The organism is Pantoea sp. ARC270, assembly GCF_003236725.1.
GTDB classification, from domain to species: domain Bacteria; phylum Pseudomonadota; class Gammaproteobacteria; order Enterobacterales; family Enterobacteriaceae; genus Pantoea; species Pantoea anthophila.
Genome location: NZ_PUGA01000023.1, coordinates 64,399 through 80,500 on the forward strand (window position 1 = coordinate 64,399; position 16,102 = coordinate 80,500).

At 60.1% G+C, this 16,102-nt stretch carries 15 protein-coding genes and 1 pseudogene; 6 read left to right on the plus strand and 10 right to left on the minus strand.

From position 1 onward, the window contains the following. Positions 1-12: 12 nt before the first annotated feature. From CKF42_RS11990 to CKF42_RS12000, 3 genes are all read right to left on the minus strand, one after another. Positions 13-1,185, minus strand: a complete 1,173-nt coding sequence (locus tag CKF42_RS11990) for a Gfo/Idh/MocA family protein (protein WP_111208276.1) — start codon at positions 1,183-1,185, stop codon at positions 13-15. Between the two features lie 10 nt (positions 1,186-1,195). Beyond that, positions 1,196-2,113, minus strand: a complete 918-nt coding sequence (locus CKF42_RS11995; RefSeq protein ID WP_009092521.1) for a TIM barrel protein — start codon at positions 2,111-2,113, stop codon at positions 1,196-1,198. A 150-nt stretch (positions 2,114-2,263) separates the two neighbouring features. Further along, complete coding sequence (locus CKF42_RS12000) at positions 2,264-3,289, minus strand: LacI family DNA-binding transcriptional regulator (protein ID WP_058957027.1); 1,026 nt, start codon at positions 3,287-3,289, stop codon at positions 2,264-2,266. A 260-nt stretch (positions 3,290-3,549) separates the two neighbouring features. On the opposite strand from CKF42_RS12000, the gene CKF42_RS12005 reads away from it, so the two are divergent. The 3 genes from CKF42_RS12005 (at position 3,550) to CKF42_RS12015 (ending at position 5,788) form a co-directional block, all read left to right on the plus strand. Beyond that, positions 3,550-4,428 (plus strand): sugar phosphate isomerase/epimerase family protein, encoded by an 879-nt coding sequence (locus tag CKF42_RS12005; RefSeq protein ID WP_009092524.1) that lies wholly within the window; start codon positions 3,550-3,552, stop codon positions 4,426-4,428. Positions 4,429-4,619: 191 nt separating this feature from the next. Then, on the plus strand, positions 4,620-5,483 hold the full coding sequence (gene yghU / locus CKF42_RS12010) for a glutathione-dependent disulfide-bond oxidoreductase (protein WP_009092525.1): 864 nt from the start codon (positions 4,620-4,622) through the stop codon (positions 5,481-5,483). Between the two features lie 11 nt (positions 5,484-5,494). Further along, positions 5,495-5,788, plus strand: a complete 294-nt coding sequence (locus CKF42_RS12015; RefSeq protein ID WP_009092527.1) for a DUF1330 domain-containing protein — start codon at positions 5,495-5,497, stop codon at positions 5,786-5,788. 29 nt (positions 5,789-5,817) lie between these two features. Here CKF42_RS12015 and CKF42_RS12020 read toward each other — a convergent pair whose 3' ends face one another. After that, positions 5,818-6,759 (minus strand): LysR family transcriptional regulator, encoded by a 942-nt coding sequence (locus CKF42_RS12020; RefSeq protein WP_111208277.1) that lies wholly within the window; start codon positions 6,757-6,759, stop codon positions 5,818-5,820. A 64-nt stretch (positions 6,760-6,823) separates the two neighbouring features. Here CKF42_RS12020 and CKF42_RS12025 point away from each other — a divergent pair, with 64 nt between their 5' ends. Then, positions 6,824-7,894: a tartrate dehydrogenase gene (locus CKF42_RS12025; RefSeq protein WP_058957024.1), complete on the plus strand. Its 1,071-nt coding sequence runs from the start codon at positions 6,824-6,826 to the stop codon at positions 7,892-7,894. Between the two features lie 48 nt (positions 7,895-7,942). Here CKF42_RS12025 and CKF42_RS12030 read toward each other — a convergent pair whose 3' ends face one another. From CKF42_RS12030 to CKF42_RS12045, 4 genes are all read right to left on the minus strand, one after another. Beyond that, positions 7,943-9,274, minus strand: coding sequence for a glycoside hydrolase family 28 protein (locus CKF42_RS12030; protein ID WP_111208278.1), 1,332 nt, complete (start codon positions 9,272-9,274; stop codon positions 7,943-7,945). Positions 9,275-9,377: 103 nt separating this feature from the next. Further along, positions 9,378-10,193 (minus strand): carbohydrate ABC transporter permease, encoded by an 816-nt coding sequence (locus CKF42_RS12035; RefSeq protein ID WP_111208279.1) that lies wholly within the window; start codon positions 10,191-10,193, stop codon positions 9,378-9,380. Further along, positions 10,193-11,065, minus strand: a complete 873-nt coding sequence (locus CKF42_RS12040) for a carbohydrate ABC transporter permease (RefSeq protein WP_009092534.1) — start codon at positions 11,063-11,065, stop codon at positions 10,193-10,195. The genes CKF42_RS12035 and CKF42_RS12040 overlap by 1 nt, the downstream gene beginning before the upstream one ends. A 57-nt stretch (positions 11,066-11,122) precedes the next feature. Next, positions 11,123-12,454 (minus strand): extracellular solute-binding protein, encoded by a 1,332-nt coding sequence (locus tag CKF42_RS12045; protein WP_009092535.1) that lies wholly within the window; start codon positions 12,452-12,454, stop codon positions 11,123-11,125. Between the two features lie 550 nt (positions 12,455-13,004). Between CKF42_RS12045 and CKF42_RS12050 the strand changes: the two genes are divergently transcribed. Together CKF42_RS12050 and CKF42_RS12055 are read left to right on the plus strand one after the other, a co-directional pair. Beyond that, entirely contained in the window at positions 13,005-13,604 is a 600-nt protein-coding gene (locus CKF42_RS12050) for a GNAT family N-acetyltransferase (protein ID WP_111208280.1), read from the plus strand. Between the two features lie 12 nt (positions 13,605-13,616). After that, positions 13,617-14,708, plus strand: a complete 1,092-nt coding sequence (locus tag CKF42_RS12055; RefSeq protein ID WP_111208281.1) for an ABC transporter ATP-binding protein — start codon at positions 13,617-13,619, stop codon at positions 14,706-14,708. Positions 14,709-14,764: 56 nt separating this feature from the next. Here CKF42_RS12055 and CKF42_RS12060 read toward each other — a convergent pair whose 3' ends face one another. Continuing rightward, complete coding sequence (locus CKF42_RS12060) at positions 14,765-15,880, minus strand: ROK family transcriptional regulator (protein ID WP_111208282.1); 1,116 nt, start codon at positions 15,878-15,880, stop codon at positions 14,765-14,767. A gap of 30 nt (positions 15,881-15,910) precedes the next feature. Further along, positions 15,911-16,102: pseudogene (locus tag CKF42_RS12065) on the minus strand (N-acetylglucosamine kinase); the annotation flags it as partial.

Below are 16,102 nucleotides of genomic sequence, written 5' to 3' on the forward strand. Positions count from 1 at the left end.
CCTGTCAGCCGCTCACGCGCACGGCACCCAGACCGCGCCCGCCTCTGCCGATTTCACGCACTGCGCGACCCAGCGCACGCCGGTTAATCCGGCATGCACATCGGGATACCAGAAATCCTGCAGGAAAGCGGTGTCGCGGCGATCGGTGGCGTCCATCGCCAGCGCGAAGCGGCGATAGAGATTTGACCAGGCCTCAAACAGTCCCTCCGGATGCCCGCCGCCGATGCGATCCTCTTCCAGCGCGCGCGGGGTGAGATAGCCCATGCCACGCTCCAGAATCCGCACCGGCTCGCCCTGCACTTCATAGCGCAGCTGGTTGGGCTGCTCATCCCACCACTCCAGGCTGGCTTTCGCGCCAACGACGCGAATCTTCTGCCCGTGCATGGAACCGGCATTGACCGCCGATGCCCAGAGCGTGCCGACCGCGCCGTTGTCATACTCCATCATCACAAAGGCGTTATCCTCCAGCGGCGCGCGTGAGGCGACAAAGCTCTGGCGCGCACAGAGCAGCCGCGTCATCTTCAGCTGTGGCAGCATGGTTTCGGCGATAAACAGCGGATGCGTGGCCAGATCGCCTAATACATAGCTCGGCCCGACAAAACGCGGGTCTACCCGCCAGCGGGTACTTTCACTCTGCAGCTCCACCGCCTCATTATGGAAACCGTGAGCAAACTGCATGTTCACAATGCGAATCTCGCCCAGCGCCCCTGCCGCAATCATCTCTCTGGCCTGATGGATCAGCTGATGTCCGGCGTAGCCGTAGGTGACGCCAATAATCTTCTGCTTCTCCCGGCTGAGCTGCTCCAGCTCATCGGCCTCGTCGACCGTAAAACAGAGCGGCTTCTCACACACCACATGCAGTCCGGCATTCAGCGCTGCCCGACAGATGGCAAAGTGGGTGTTGTTTGGCGTGGCGATGGACACCGCTTCAATCCCCTCTTCCCGCGCAGCCTCGCCGGCGAAGAGGCTGGCGTAATCGGGATAGCAGCGATCGGGCGCCACGCCCAGCGCCTGACCAAACTCGCGTCCGCGCCCGGCATCAATATCAAAGGCGCCCGCCAGCAGCGTGAAGTTACCGTCACGCTGCGCCGCCGAACGGTGGATGTAGCCGATCTGGCTGGTGCCGCCGCCGCCGATCATCCCCCAGCGCAGTGAGCGATTAGCCGCTTTTTTTCCGTTAATCATGCTGTTGCCCTCAGAATCCTGTTGATCGGAGATAGTCCAGGCTGGCTTTCACATCGCGCAGGCTGGTGTCGGCATGGCGTGGGTCACGCTCCTGTTCAATGGTGATCCAGCCGCGGTAATGGCGTTCCGTCAGCAGCGCATGCACGGCCGGATAGTCGATTGCGCCCTGGCCCAGCGGGCACATGACGCCCTCCGCGCAGGCGGTGAAGAAGTCGACTCCGCGCGTGATGGCGTCCTGCCAGACCCGCAGATTCACATCTTTAAAATGGAGATAGTCGATGCGCGTCCAGTACTTTTGCAGCGCCGCCACCGGGTCCATCCCGGCGTAACAGAGGTGGCCGGTATCCAGGCACAGCCCCGCGACCTGATGCGGAATATCCCTGACCAGCTGCGCCAGCTCGTCGGCGAATTCGATGCAGCCACCCGCGTGCGGATGGATCACCGGCCGTACGCCATACTCCCGCCAGGCAATGTCGCTCAGAATGGTGATGTGCTGCATCATGCGCTGCCACGCATCCGCGGAGAGCCGGGGGGCCTTCTCTGACTGACCGGCATATTTCGCCCGTTCCGGATTGCCGAAGTCGATAATCACCAGATAGGGCGCGCTGGCTCCCGGGGTTTTCGCTGCTGTCGGGACACGGGCGAGCGTGCGGCAGAGGTTGTGAGTCAGCGTCACCAGGGTGGGGAAATGGGCCTCACTGACCAGATCGTCAAAGATCGTGCCCGCCACCAGCGAAAGCTGATGCGCATTGAGCTGCCGGGTCAGCTCAGCCGGATCGGTGGGCAGGTAGCCCCACGGCCCCAGTTCGATGGCCGGATAGCCCGCCTGCGCGGCCTCGGTCAGGACTTTCTGCCAGGGTGGCAGCCAGGGATTGGCGGGATCGTCCACGCCCCAGCTACAGGGCGCATTAGCAATGTGAAAGGTCATCGTGTCTGCCTCTGCAGTAAGAACTGCCGGCAGTATCAAACAAACGTTTCATCTCAGACAACGATGAAAGTTTCATTTTTTGATAGAGATCGCTTTTAAAAATCGCATTTTATGATAGTTTTCTATCATTAAAAAGCTAACACCTTCTTTCTACAGGTTTTCCCGCGTCACGATCTCAAAGGGCACGGTAATCTGCGCAAAGTGATCCCGCGGCTCCATCCGCCCGTTCAGACAGGCCGAGACCACCGCTTCGGCCATCGCCTCAATACGGTGACGCAGCATCAGCGTGATGGTGCCGTCAATCAGCGCCAGCTCGTCGCCAGGCAGCGGGCCGTGGCACACCAGGTCAATCTGCGTGCGTCCGCTCTCACGCAGCGCCTGCACCACGCCCTCAATGCCGCCGCAGGGGGCATAAATCATGACCAGGTCATCATGACTCTCCAGCAGCGCCCGGGTGGCCTGGTAGCCCCCCTCTGCCGTCTCGTGCGTTTTCAGCGGCTCCAGCACGCGCTGGCTGATGCCCGACTCGCGCAGGGAGGAGCGAAAACTGATTTCGCTGCTCTCCTGACAGGTAAAGCGATGGTCGCCGATCAGCACGCCCACGCACCCTGGCCGGCGCAACAGGTGGCGGGCCATCCAGGCGGCAGTGCGTCCCGCCTTCTGGCTGTCGATGCCGATAAAGCCTGCATGTTCACAGGCGGAGAAGTCGGAGAACAGGGCGTAAACCCGCACGCCGAGCCGCGAAACATCCTGAATCGCGTGACGAATCAGCGGATGATCCAGCGCCACCAGCGCGATCACGTCGCAGCACTGCGCCAGCTGCCGCACTGAACGGGCAACCGCCTCCACGTCATGAATATCATGCCAGCAGAAGACCGGTTCACTGCCCGCAGGCTGCTGCTGTTCCGCCTGCTGTTTCAGCGCCTCGCCCAGCTGCTGATAGAGCGAATAGCGCGCGGGCAGCAGGATAAAGCCAAAGCGTAACGCCTGCGCGGCGGGCGACGCGATATGCTGGCTGTGGGCCTGTGTCAGCTGATAGCCCAGCGATCTGGCGGCCGCCATCACCTTCTGCTCTGTGGCGCTGCGCACCGGTGCGCGACGGTTCAGCACCCGATCCACCGTGGCTACCCCTACGCCCGCCGCCTGTGCAACGGCGGTCATCGTCACTTTTGGCATCCTGTTTCTCCCTCTTCACGCTTTGTTGTGGTGACTGACGATAATACTCTATCCCGGCACGCCCTTTTTCTCTCATTTATTTGATAGAAAACCTCACGCAAAGTTGATCGCTTTCGCAAAAATGAAACATCCGTTTCTTTCTGCGTTCTCTTTAAAACAGTCATTTGCTAAAACCGGTGAAAGGCTTGTGCGAAAGCGGCGCGCAGACAGGCGTCCTCTTCACTCAGGAACCGTTCCTTCAACCTTGCCGGAGCAGAGAGATGAAAATCGCTTTTGATGTGGATGTGATTAAAGAGCTGGGCATCACCCGTATGGTTCATCAGGTCGCCGACTGGGGATATCAATATATCGAACAGTCGCCGCATCCGCAGATCAACCCGTTTTATAAACATCCCAAAGCCAGCCGCGAAATCATCACCGAATATAAAAATGCGCTGCGTGCGACCGGCCTGGCGATCTCCTCGTTTATCGTCGTCTATCGCTGGTCCGGCCCGGATGAGCTGCGTCGTCAGGCGGCGGTGAAGAACTGGAAGCGGATGATTGAGATCGCGGTTGAGATGGGAGTACCGGTGATCAATACCGAACTCTCCGGCACGCCAAACGAGCCGGAAATCTGCGAAGAGATGTTCTATCGCTCGATGGAGGAGCTGCTGCCGATCCTCGAACGTGAAGGAATACGCGTCGAAATTCAGGCGCATCCGTGGGATTTCTGCGAAGAGAACAACGAAACCGTGGATATCGTGAAGTCGTTCCGCAGCGATAACGTGAAGTATATCTACAGTGCGCCGCACACCTTCTTCTATGACAAAGGCAAAGGCGATGTGAAACCGATGCTGGAGTACGCCGGAGACGATCTCTCCCATATGCTGATTGCCGACACCATGAACCACACCCGCCACTGCCGCTACATCGTCAATCCGCCAGGCGTCGACGCCACTATTCATCAGCATGTCGGTGTTGGTGAAGGTGAGGTCGATTTCGACACCCTCTTCCAGACCCTGCGCGACACTGGCTTTGCCACACGCCGTTACAAAGTTGGCGGAGAGCCGATCATCGCGGCCTCGCTGTTTGGCTACCCGGAAAAGATGTCGGTTCAGGCCATTGAAACCCGCGAACGGATTGAGCGCGAACTGCTCTGATCCCCGCAGCCATGCAGCCCGGCAGTGATCCTCCGGGGCGATGCCCGCCCCGTTTTTCCTTTTTTCATCTTCCCGATCGCCCAGACATCAGCGGATTGCCGCGCGCCCTCACGCAGCCAGCAGAGTTAAACCGCCTTTTCAGCACCTGCTACACTCCAGACAAACATCACACCACGAGGCGAACGTTTATTATGTCGGAAAATGCATATCAGCCTGCAACAGTCTGGAACTGGGATCCTGAAGCCAAAGGCAACGGCGCGAAAACCAATCGCCCGTTCGCGGGTCCTACCCATGAAAAAGCGCTGCCGGTCGGTAAACACCCTTTACAGCTCTACTCACTCGGCACCCCGAACGGTCAGAAAGTGACGATCCTGCTGGAAGAGCTGCTGGCGCTGAACGTTAACGACGCAGAATATGATGCCTGGCTGATCCGTATTGGTGACGGGGATCAGTTCTCCAGCGGGTTTGTGGACGTGAATCCGAACTCAAAAATCCCGGCGCTGAGCGATCACTCCGTCACCCCGCCGCTGCGGGTGTTCGAGTCGGGCAATATCCTGCTTTATCTGGCGGAAAAGTATGGCTACTTCCTGCCAAAAGATATTGCCGGCCGCACAGAAACCCTGAACTGGCTCTTCTGGCTGCAGGGCTCTGCGCCTTATCTCGGTGGCGGTTTTGGTCATTTCTATCACTATGCGCCGGAAAAAATTGAGTACGCCATCAACCGCTTCACGCTGGAAGCGAAGCGTCAGCTTGACGTGCTGGATCGCCAGCTGGCGGATCATCGCTATCTGGCCGGTGAGGATTACACCATCGCTGACATCGCCACCTGGCCGTGGTACGGCAACATGGTGCTGAATGACCAGTATGGCGCGGCGGAATTCCTGGATGTGCAGTCCTATAAAAATGTGGTGCGCTGGGCGAAAGAGATCGCGCAGCGTCCCGCCGTCATTCGTGGCCGAAAGGTCAATCGTGTCATGGGCGACCCGGCCGATCAGCTGCATGAGCGTCATGATGCTGCTGACTTCGATACCCAGACCCAGGATAAAAAAGCGTAAGGAGCTAACCTGTGAGTGCATACGTCGTATTTATTCGTGATAACACCCTGAACCAGGACGAAATGAACACCTATTCTGAGAAAGCGGGCCAGGCACGCGGCGATCATCCGATCAATCCGCTCGCCTTTTATGGCGCGCTGGAAACGCTGGAAGGTCCGGAAGCGGAAGGCGTGGTGATTCTGGAATTCCCGACCCGCGAAGCGGCGCACGCCTGGTATGACAGCCCGGAATATCAGGCTGCCAAAGCGCACCGTCTGAAAGGGGCGAACTATCGCGTGGTGCTGGTGCAGGGCATCGATAAATAACACGCAGGGCGGCAGCGATGCCGCCTTTTTTACGCCTCCACCTTCTGCAGCGTCTGCTGCAGAAACGCCACGAACGCCGTCACGCGTGCCGGAAGCTGACGCTGCGCCTGCCAGACCGCAAAAATGTCGCCATCGGGTGCCTGCCATTCAGGCAACACCGGCACCAGATCCCCCGCCGCGAGGCTGTGCTGCGCATCCCACCAGGAACGCAGCAGAATGCCATGCCCATCCATCGCCAGCCGCATCGCCACTTCGCCATCGTTGGTCATCAGGCTGCCGCGCACCTTCTGGCTGATGCTCTGCTCACCGCGGGTCAGTCGCCACAGGGTAAAATCGCTGTCGTGCTGACGCAGTAGAATGCAGTTGTGTTCCGCCAGCTCGCTGACCGTCGCAGGCAGGCCGTGCCGGGCAGCATAAGCGGGCGAACAGCAGAGAATACGCGGATTGGTTCGCAGCTTACGCGCCACCAGCCGCGAGTCGGGCGGCTCACCGACGCGAATATCGATATCGATGTGCGCATCGAGAAAATTCAGCGGCTGGCTGCTGAGGTGTAGAGACAGCGCAAGCTGCGGATGCAGCGCGGCAAAGGCGGAGACGCACGGCGCGATATGGCGACGGCCAAACCCGAATGAAGCGTTGATATTCAGCGAGCCGCGCAGCTGAGCGGTTTCACCGCTGACCGCCTCTTCCAGCGCCACCAGCTGATCGAGCAGCGGGCGGGCACCAGCCAGATAACGGTGGCCTTCCGGCGTCAGCTCCAGCCGTCGCGTGGTACGGCGCAGCAGCTGCACGCCCAGACGCTGCTCCAGCTGGCTCAGACGTTTGCTGACGGCCGCCAGCGACAGGCCCAGCTCACGTGCCGCTGCGGTCAGGCTCTCCAGCCCGGCCAGGCGAACAAAGAAGGCCAGGTCATCGGTGGAGGTGCGGGATTCTCTACTTTTATTCAACACTGGTTTGCGTTTCAGACTCATTATTTCCCCGGAAGCGACAGTTATACTGCGGTCACAATTCGAACATCAACCGGAAAGGTGCCCTGTGACTGAGAAAATCCATCGTATTGCCGTGATCCCCGGCGACGGTATCGGTAAAGAAGTGATGCCGGAAGGCGTCCGCGTGATGAATGCCGCCGCCGAAAAATTTAACATTCCGCTGCGCTGGGAGTGGTTTGATTACGCCAGCGCTGAGTACTGGCAGCAGCACGGCAAAATGCTGCCTGACGACTGGTTCCCGCAGCTGAAAACCTTCGATGCCATCTACTTTGGCGCCGTCGGCTGGCCGGAGGTGGTGCCTGACCACGTCTCCCTGTGGGGGTCGCTGTTACAGTTCCGCCGCGAGTTCGACCAGTACGTCAACCTGCGTCCGGTGCGCCTGATGCCCGGCGTCAAAGCGCCGCTGGCCAATCGCCAGCCGGGCGATATCGACTTCTATGTGGTGCGTGAAAACACCGAGGGCGAGTACTCCAGCGTGGGGGGCACCATGTTCCCCGGCACCGATCGGGAAGTGGTGATTCAGGAGACGGTGATGACGCGCACCGGCGTCGATCGCATTCTGAAGTTTGCCTATCAGCTGGCGCAGAGCCGGCCGAAGAAACATCTGACCTCGGCCACCAAATCCAACGGCATCGCCATCACCATGCCTTACTGGGACAGCCGCGTCGACGCGATGTCCGGCCAGTTCCCGGAGGTTCGCGTCGATAAGTATCACATCGATATTCTCACCGCCAACTTCGTGCTGCACCCGGACTGGTTCGATGTGGTCGTCGCCAGCAACCTGTTTGGCGATATCCTCTCTGACCTTGGCCCGGCCTGTACCGGCACCATCGGCATTGCCCCCTCCGCCAACATCAACCCGGAGGGTCTCTTTCCCAGCCTGTTTGAGCCGGTTCACGGCTCCGCGCCCGACATCGCCGGTAAAGGCATTGCCAATCCCATCGGCCAGATCTGGTGTGGCGCGATGATGCTGGAGCATCTCGGCTACAAGGCGGCAGGCGAAGCGGTTCTGGACGCCATTGAACGCACGCTGGCGGCGGGTGAGCACCTGACGCGTGACCTCGGTGGCTGCGCCAGTACTGTAGAGCTGGGAGCGGCCATCGCCGCCGCACTGTAAGTGAATCACGCTGCCGCCCCCGGCGGCAGCCTCTCACCACCGCGCCGTTTATTCCGGTAACCGGACGACCATCGCCGGATGCCACCCTGCGGGTAAGGGGTCCGGCCGCACGATGTTCAGGTTATGCAGGTGCAGGTTCTCTACGCCGCGCGCAAACAGCCCCGGCAGCCCGCCGGGATAGGGCTCAACCCCAAATGCTTCACCGGATGCCGGGTCAACCCGGTAGGCGTTATCCAGACCCATGCCGGTCGGGGCGTCAGGGTTGCAGGGCGGCCGTATGTCGTAGTGCCCCTGGGGCAATGACGCCACCGCCTGCTGCATCTGAAGCTGGCTGATGACCACATCGCGTATCCAGCCCGGTTCTGCCGCATGCAGGTTAATCGCCCCCTCGGCCACGCCGGTTATGGTACTGAACTGCACCTGCTCCACGACGCCGGGTGTGATGGCGGGATCGCGGCGGCGTACCGAAATATGCAGCGGATCGGCTTTGCCCCAGTGACAGGGCGGCGCCTGGTGACAGGTAAACGTCAGATTGCTGAACAGCAGACGCCGCATGGCGCCGCCGTCGCGCGACAGAATGCCAACCCCCCGGTTCGAATCAAAAATGGTGCAGCCGGTTACCGTGACATCTTCCACATCGTCCCAGGTTTCGGTGCCAATCTTCAGGGCGCAGCTGTAGCTGCGCAGCAGGCAGTTGGTGATCATAATCTGCCGCGCCGGCCGCCGCAGTGCGGCGGGTTTATGGGTGGTTTTGATACAGATGGCATCGTCGGCGGCGCTGAAATAGCTGTTGCTGACAAACACCGCTTCGCAGCTGTCGATATCCAGCGCATCGGTGTTGGGCATCGTCATGGCGTTGTCGATGGTGAGGTGATCGATATGCACATGGCGGCAGCTCACCAGATGGACCGTCCACATCGGTGCCTGCACCAGCGTAAAGCCGGTCAGCGTCACCTGCTCACAATCTTCAAACACAATCAGGCGTGGCCGGTCAGCGTGCGGCAGGCGATAGCCCTGCGCATCCCGCTCAGCGGCAAACCAGGCCTCACCCTCACCATCAATGCGGCCGGTGCCGCTGAGGGTGATATTGCGCTGGCCCAGCGCATAGAGCAGCACGTTGTGGGATTTCTCCGCGCAGCTCAGCGCCTGCACCGCCTGATAGTCAGCCAGCTGCTGGCTGGCGATCAGCACCGCACCCGCGTCGAGATGCAGCTCAATGTCTGAGGGCAGATTCAGGCAGCCGCTGCGATAGCGTCCGGCAGGCAGTGTCAGACGGCCGCCGCCCGCCGCCGCAATCTGGTCAAGGGCGCGCTGCAGCACGGCGGTGTCCGGGATTTCGCCGTCGGCGGCAGGATGAAAATCAGCAAGGGAAAGGTGCATGGTGCGTCTCCCGCAGGTTTGAGGAGGAAAAATTGCAGCACGAAACGGCGCAGAAAACCTTTGTCTGGCCGCCAGTTCGCCGTTTCGTGCGGGCTGTCACAGATTACTTCACGGCCCCTTCCGTCACGCCGCTGATAAATTTGCGCTGGAAAATCAGGAACACCAGGATCAGCGGCATGATCACAATCATCGCCCCCGCCATCAGCACCGGAATGTCGATGGTATTTTTATTCTGGAAAAACATCATGCCAATCGGCAGCGTCCGCAGCTCATCTTTGTTCACCAGAATCAGCGGGATCAGGAACTCATTCCAGGTCCAGATAAACAGCAGCAGCCCCAGCGTGGAGAGGGTCGGCCAGATAGCGGGCACCAGAATGCCCCACAGGATTTTGACCCGCGACGCGCCATCCATCACCGCCGCCTCCACCAGCTCTTTCGGCACCTGCTGAAAGGCGCTGGCGATCATCAGCGTGGTAAAGGGCAGCGACAGGGCAATCTGCGGCAGGATCAGCGCCAGATAGGTGTTGGTCAGCCCCATCCAGCGCAGCTCGTGATAGAGCGGAATGATAAAGGCCTCACTCGGCAGCACCATACCCAGCGCCAGCATCGCGGCTATCACCTTTTTGCCGGGGATCTTCAGCCAGGCAAAGCCAAATCCGGCCAGAATGCCCAGCAGCACGCTGAACAGCACCACCGGGATCACCACCAGCACAGAGTTAAGGAAGTAGATGCTGAAGTGTCCCTGCTGCCACGCGGTCAGGTAATTTTTAAAATTAAGCGAGGCGGGCAGCGTAAAGACGCCCTGAAACAGCTCCATCTGGGTTTTGAATGAGGTCATCAGCGCCATCAGAAACGGCAGAATCGTCATCAGCGCCACGATCCAGATCAGCGCGCGTGAAATGACCGGCGTGCTTCGCATCAGTAACGCTCCCTTAAGGCCAGATGGATCAGATAGTTAATCCCCAGAACAATGATCATGCTGAACACCGCCACTGACGAGGCATAGCCAAAGTAGTGCAGATCAAAGCCCTGCTTATACATAAAGATGTTGGTGACCATGGTGGAGGTGCCCGGCCCGCCCTGGGTCATGACATAGACCAGGTCGAAGGCTTTGAGGCTGGCGATCACCGTCAGCAGCAGGGCAATCCGCAGCTCGGGTCGCAGACCCGGCAGCGTGATGCGCATAAACTTCTGACGGCGCGACGACCCATCCAGGTCGGCCGCCTCCAGCAGGGAGGGGTCCATACGCTGCAGGCCCGCCATAAACAGCACCAGACAGAAGCCGAAGAAGTACCAGGTGGCGACCAGACCGACCGCGGGCAGCGCCCAGGTAAAATCGCCCAGCCACGACAGGGCCAGCTGCGGCAGGCCGACGGCGCGCAGTATCTGATCGATCGGGCCAAACGCCGGGTTATAGAGCCAGCGCCACACGACCCCCAGCACGGCCATCGGCATGATGTAGGGCAGGAAAAAGAGAATGCGCAAGACGCTGCGTTCCTTGTTGTTGCGCGTCTCATAGAGAAAACTGCACAGCAGCAGGCCAACGCCGATAGGCAACAGGGTATAGAACAGCATCAGGATGGCGTTATTGCCCAGCGCAATCCAGAACACCGGATCGCTGAACATCCGCATATAGTTACTGATGCCGCTGAACACCGGCAGTGAGGTGCCGTCCCATTCGGTAAAACTGATGCCCAGCGAGGCCAGCAGCGGAAAGAGCAGAAATACCGCATAGACCAGCACCGCAGGCAGCACATAGAGAAAATTACGCCAGCCGCTTAAATTCAACATAACCCTACTCGTGACTCAGAACAGTGCTCAGGCCCGGCGCTTCGCCGGGCCTCCGGCTTAGTGTTTCAGGGTTTTCAGGTAACGCTGATAGTTGTTATCAAAGTTGACCACCATCTGATCGGCGGTCTGACGGCCCGCCAGCAGCAGCTGGACATTCTGATTCAGCTCGGCATTCATGGTCGGGGTCGCCCAGTCTACGTAATGACCTAAACCGTCATACTCATTGAGCGTCAGCCAGACCTGATACGCTTCGGCCAGCAGCGGATTGTCCGCCGGCATGGTGGCCGCTTTGTTGGTGCTGGCGGGCAGGAAACCGACCTTCAGCCAGCGGTTCGCCATGGCATCAGAGACCATATAGTTGATGAACTTCGCCGCACCCTCCTGCTGATCTTTGCCTTTGGCGGTGCTGGTGATGGAGAACGCCAGATCGGTGCCCCCCACCATCAGCGGCTGCTTCACACCTTCACCGGCAGGCATCGCCGCGAAGTGAATATCTTTGTTGTCTTTGAACTGGCCGAGGTACCAGGTGCCACTGACCAGAAACGCCGCCTGACCGTTCTGGAACAGGGTGGCGGCATCGTCATGGCCAATGCCCTGGAAGCCGGGGAAGAAGTAGCCTTTGTCGGTCCAGCTCTTCATCATGGTGGCGGCGTTGACCAGCTTGCTGTCCCTGAAGGTGCCGCCCACATCGTAAATCAGGTTATCCAGCGTCTTGCGGTCACGGCTCTCGATCTGGGCCTGCCACAGAGTGCTGAGCAGCTGCTGGCCCATGTTGCCGTCCAGCAGCCCCAGCATCATCGGCGCGGTGCCCTGCGATTTGAGTTTCGCCATGGCGCTTTCCAGCTCTGCCAGCGTTTTCGGCACCGGAATGCCCGCTTTATCCAGCAGCGCTTTGTTGTAATAGAGTCCGACCATCTCCCCCAGGCTGGCGATGCCGTAGAGTTTGCCACTGCCAAATTCACCGCTGTCTGACCAGCGGTTACGTTTCAGAATCGAGTCCGGAAAACGGGTCGTCCAGCCATAGCTGGCTGCGTAGCTGTCGAGCGGCAGCAGCAGCTTATCTTTAACCAGCGAGCCCATATCCCCGCCGCCCTGGTTGACCTGCGCAATCTGCGGGCCGTCACCGGCGGTCAGCGCCAGCTTAAGCGGGATGCGGGTATCTTCAAAGGAGTGCACCGAGCGGTTGATAACAATGCCGGGATTCTGCTGAGAGAACTCTTTGATCCCCTCATCCACCGCGGCGGTCTGCTGCGGATAGTTGTAGATATCCCACTCATTAAGGGTCACGGCGGCGTGGGCGGCCTGCGAGACGCTGCCTGCCAGCAGGCCCGCTGCCAGCAGCCGACCCACATTGCGAATTCGGAACGAACGAACGGAGGAAACAGACATTATGCTCACCTTCTTCAGACCAGAATCGGCATCCCTGCATCTCACCGCCTGACATCCTGCAGGCTGAAGCCGCACACAAACGCACTGATTCATACTTACTTTAATAAAAAAATAAAGTCAAACAACCTGCCGCGGGAATTGCAACGCTGTGAGCGCGCGCAAATAAACAGCAACCTGGCGTGAATATCAGCACATCACGCTGGTCTGACGCCTGTTAACCGCGGCGGCAGCGTGCACCGCGCGCTTTTCACAGCAGGAGATCGCCAGGCTATAATGACAAAATAACACCCTGATAAACCATACGAAAATCCTATCACGCTCACACTTTTCTCTTTTTACCGGCGCTGAATCTGCCGCCAGCCGCCGCCCTGCGGGCGTGCTGGCGATCACAGTTGTGCATCATGACGCCGTGAAAGATTGCTTAACCGTCAGCGTTAGTGCGATAAGGGAATTATTCTATCTTGAAAACTAAGTCCACATTCATTAACGTAACTTTATCCTGTGGATCTGTTTACTCCCTGACCGTTTCACTCACTCATGAGACTTCACCATGGCGAATCAAGGTGTCATTCGTCCGGCCACGCCGGCGGACTTCCCGGCGCTCTACCGTATCTGCCTGGAAACAGCGGATGCCGGTGGCGATGCCCGCGCGCTCTACTCCGATCCCGACTATCCCGGCCAGCGTTTTGCCGTGCCCTACGCGCGGTTTGCGCCTGACTTCGCCTTTGTGCTGGAGCGTGACGGTGAGGTGCAGGGTTACGTTGTGGCCGTGCCTGACACCCGCGCGTTTGAGGATCAGCTCGACGCCGAATGGTGGCCGCAACTGCAGGAGAAATATCGCGACCGCAGCGCCAGCGCCCCGCTCGACAGTAAAGTGCTCGACGCCATCCGCCAGCCCGATCAGGCCGCGGAGACGCTGGTGACCCGCTGGCCCGCGCATCTGCATATCAACCTGCTGCCAGCCGCCCAGAAAGGGGGCTGGGGCCGCCGGATGATTGAGCATGAGCTGGCGGCGCTGCGGGCCGCCGGGGTCAGCGGTGTCCATCTTGGCGTCAGCCTGCAGAACGAGCAGGTGTGCGCCTTCTATACGCGTATGGGGTTCACCCCTATCCTGCGCAGTAATGCCATCTACATGGGCCAGTTACTCTGAGTGAGGTAGCCGATGACCAGCCTGCGCTTGCAGAATGTGAAGAAGTCGTATGAGCACGTCAATGTCATTCATGGCATCGATCTGACGATCAACAGCGGCGAATTTGTGGTGTTTGTCGGCCCTTCCGGCTGCGGCAAATCGACGCTGTTACGGATGATCGCCGGGCTGGAGGAGATCAGCAGCGGTCAGCTGCTGATTGAGGGGCAGGATATGACGCAGCAGCCCGCCACCGAGCGCGGCATCGCGATGGTGTTTCAGTCCTATGCGCTCTACCCCAACATGACGGTGCGCGGCAATCTGGCCTATCCGCTGGAGGTCATGAAAAAGTCGAAAGCGGAGATCAACCAGGCCATTGCGCAGACGGCAGCACGGCTGCACCTGACGGAACTGCTCGACCGCCTGCCGCGTGCGCTTTCTGGTGGACAGCGGCAGCGCGTGGCGATTGGCCGCGCCATCATTCGCCATCCGCGTATTTTCCTGTTCGATGAACCGCTCTCCAACCTGGATGCCGAACTGCGTCTGCAGATGCGGATCGAGATCGCCCGCCTGCACGCTTCACTCGGTAACACCATGATTTATGTCACCCACGATCAGCTGGAGGCAATGACCCTGGCTGACCGCATCGTGGTGCTGCGTCAGGGCCGGATTGAGCAGGTCGGCGCACCGCTGACGCTCTATCACGACCCGGATAATCTGTTTGTCGCCGGGTTTATCGGATCGCCGAAGATGAACTTTCTGCGCGCCGAGATCAGCGCGACGGGCGAAGGTGAAGTGCAGCTGCGGGTGCCGGAGCTGAAGATTGAGGGGCTGGTCATGCCCCTTGCGGCTGCCTGCCGCGAGGGCCAGACCGTCACGCTGGGCATCCGTCCCGAGCATTTTCAGCCTGCCGCGCAGACGCCGGACGCCCTGCGTTTTCACGGCGAGCTGGCCTATGGCGAGATGCTGGGTCACACCAACTATCTCTATCTGGATATCGGACGTGAACAGATGCTGGTGGTGGAAGAGCGTGAGGCCACCCCGCGCGATCTCGGTGCGCAGGTGGGACTGGGCATCTCTGCCGCGCACTGCCTGCTGTTTGATGAGCAGGGTCTGCGCCTGCGCTAGGAGAAGCGCGGAAACAAAAACGGGCGCTTAGCGCCCGTTTTTATTCGAGTGTTAACTCAGGTGACCGGCTCTTCGTCGGCCTGGGCTGCCAGCAGATCGAGCAAGCGGTTAACGGCAAATCCCGCCGCGCCCAGCGCCCACATCCGGTTCGATTCCGTCAGAAACTGCAGCGGCGTCATCTGTGGCGTCAGTTTCAGCCGGTAGGCCTGAAAACTCTGGGTGATGTGATCGAGCAGAATGCGTGATGCCATGTGCGGCTCCATCGCCAGATAGACCACATCCGGATCGTAGGCCACCGACAGGTTTGCCAGCGAAATGCCCAGTTCACGTCCCGCCTCTTCCAGCGCCGCCAGCACCTCTGGCGTGGGCCGCTGATCCAGCGCCTGCAGCGTCACGCCCTCCGCATCCTGCTCCGCCACCCGCTGCAGAATGGCGCGCGAGGAGGCGACATCTTCCAGCAGGCGCAGCGAACCGTCGCCCACCAGCCCGTTACCAATCTCGCCCGCCTTGCCGTGACGACCGCGATAGAGCTGACGATTAAGGATGATCCCCGCGCCGATCCCTTTGCCGTAGGTGGCGATTACCGCCGACTGCGCATTGCCGAGCTGACCAAACACCAGCGCGGCCATGGCCATGGCGTTGGCGTCGTTTTCAATGAAGACCGGCAGCGAGAAGCGCTCTTCAAGCAGGCGCGCAATCGGAACGTTATCCCAGCCCAGCACCTTGGAGCGGATGCAGTAGCCGTTTTCAGCATCGACCAGCCCCGACAGCGCCAGGCCAATGGCCCCCACCCGCTTCTCCTCCACGCCGCGCAGAAACTTCGCCAGCGCATCGCCAAGCTGGCGCAGCGTCAGCGTGCCTTTCGGCATCTGCTGTTCGCCCAGCAGGTTGCCGCTGAGATCGGTCATGACGATCAGGTTGCGTTCCGCATTGAGCTGAATCCCAATCACGCTGGCGCGGTCGGGGTTGAGCCCCAGCAGGGTTTTTGGCCGCCCCATCGACACGCGACGCAGCCCCAGCTCCTGCACAATCTCCTGCGTCAGCAGGCGGTTGGTTGCCTGTGAGACGGTCGACATGCTCAGTCCGCTGCGAACTTTCAGATCTGACTGGCTGATTGGCGCATTTTCGACAATCAACCGCAGAATGCGCGCGGTTACGTTGGGAGCGGTCATAGATTCCTCGGGTTATCGGGCTGAGGCAGCTCAGCCCGCTTGAGATCGGTAATCGGCAGGCGTCAGCTGCTGCGCCAGGGTCAGCGCCCCGCTCAGGGCATCGCCCTGCGGCACCACCAGCCGGGCCTGAATATCTTCATCCAGCCAGCGCTGAATCGGCGCGGCCACGCCGCCCATCAGCGCCACCGGCCCGCTGCTCAGGGCGATCAGGCGTCGCACCAT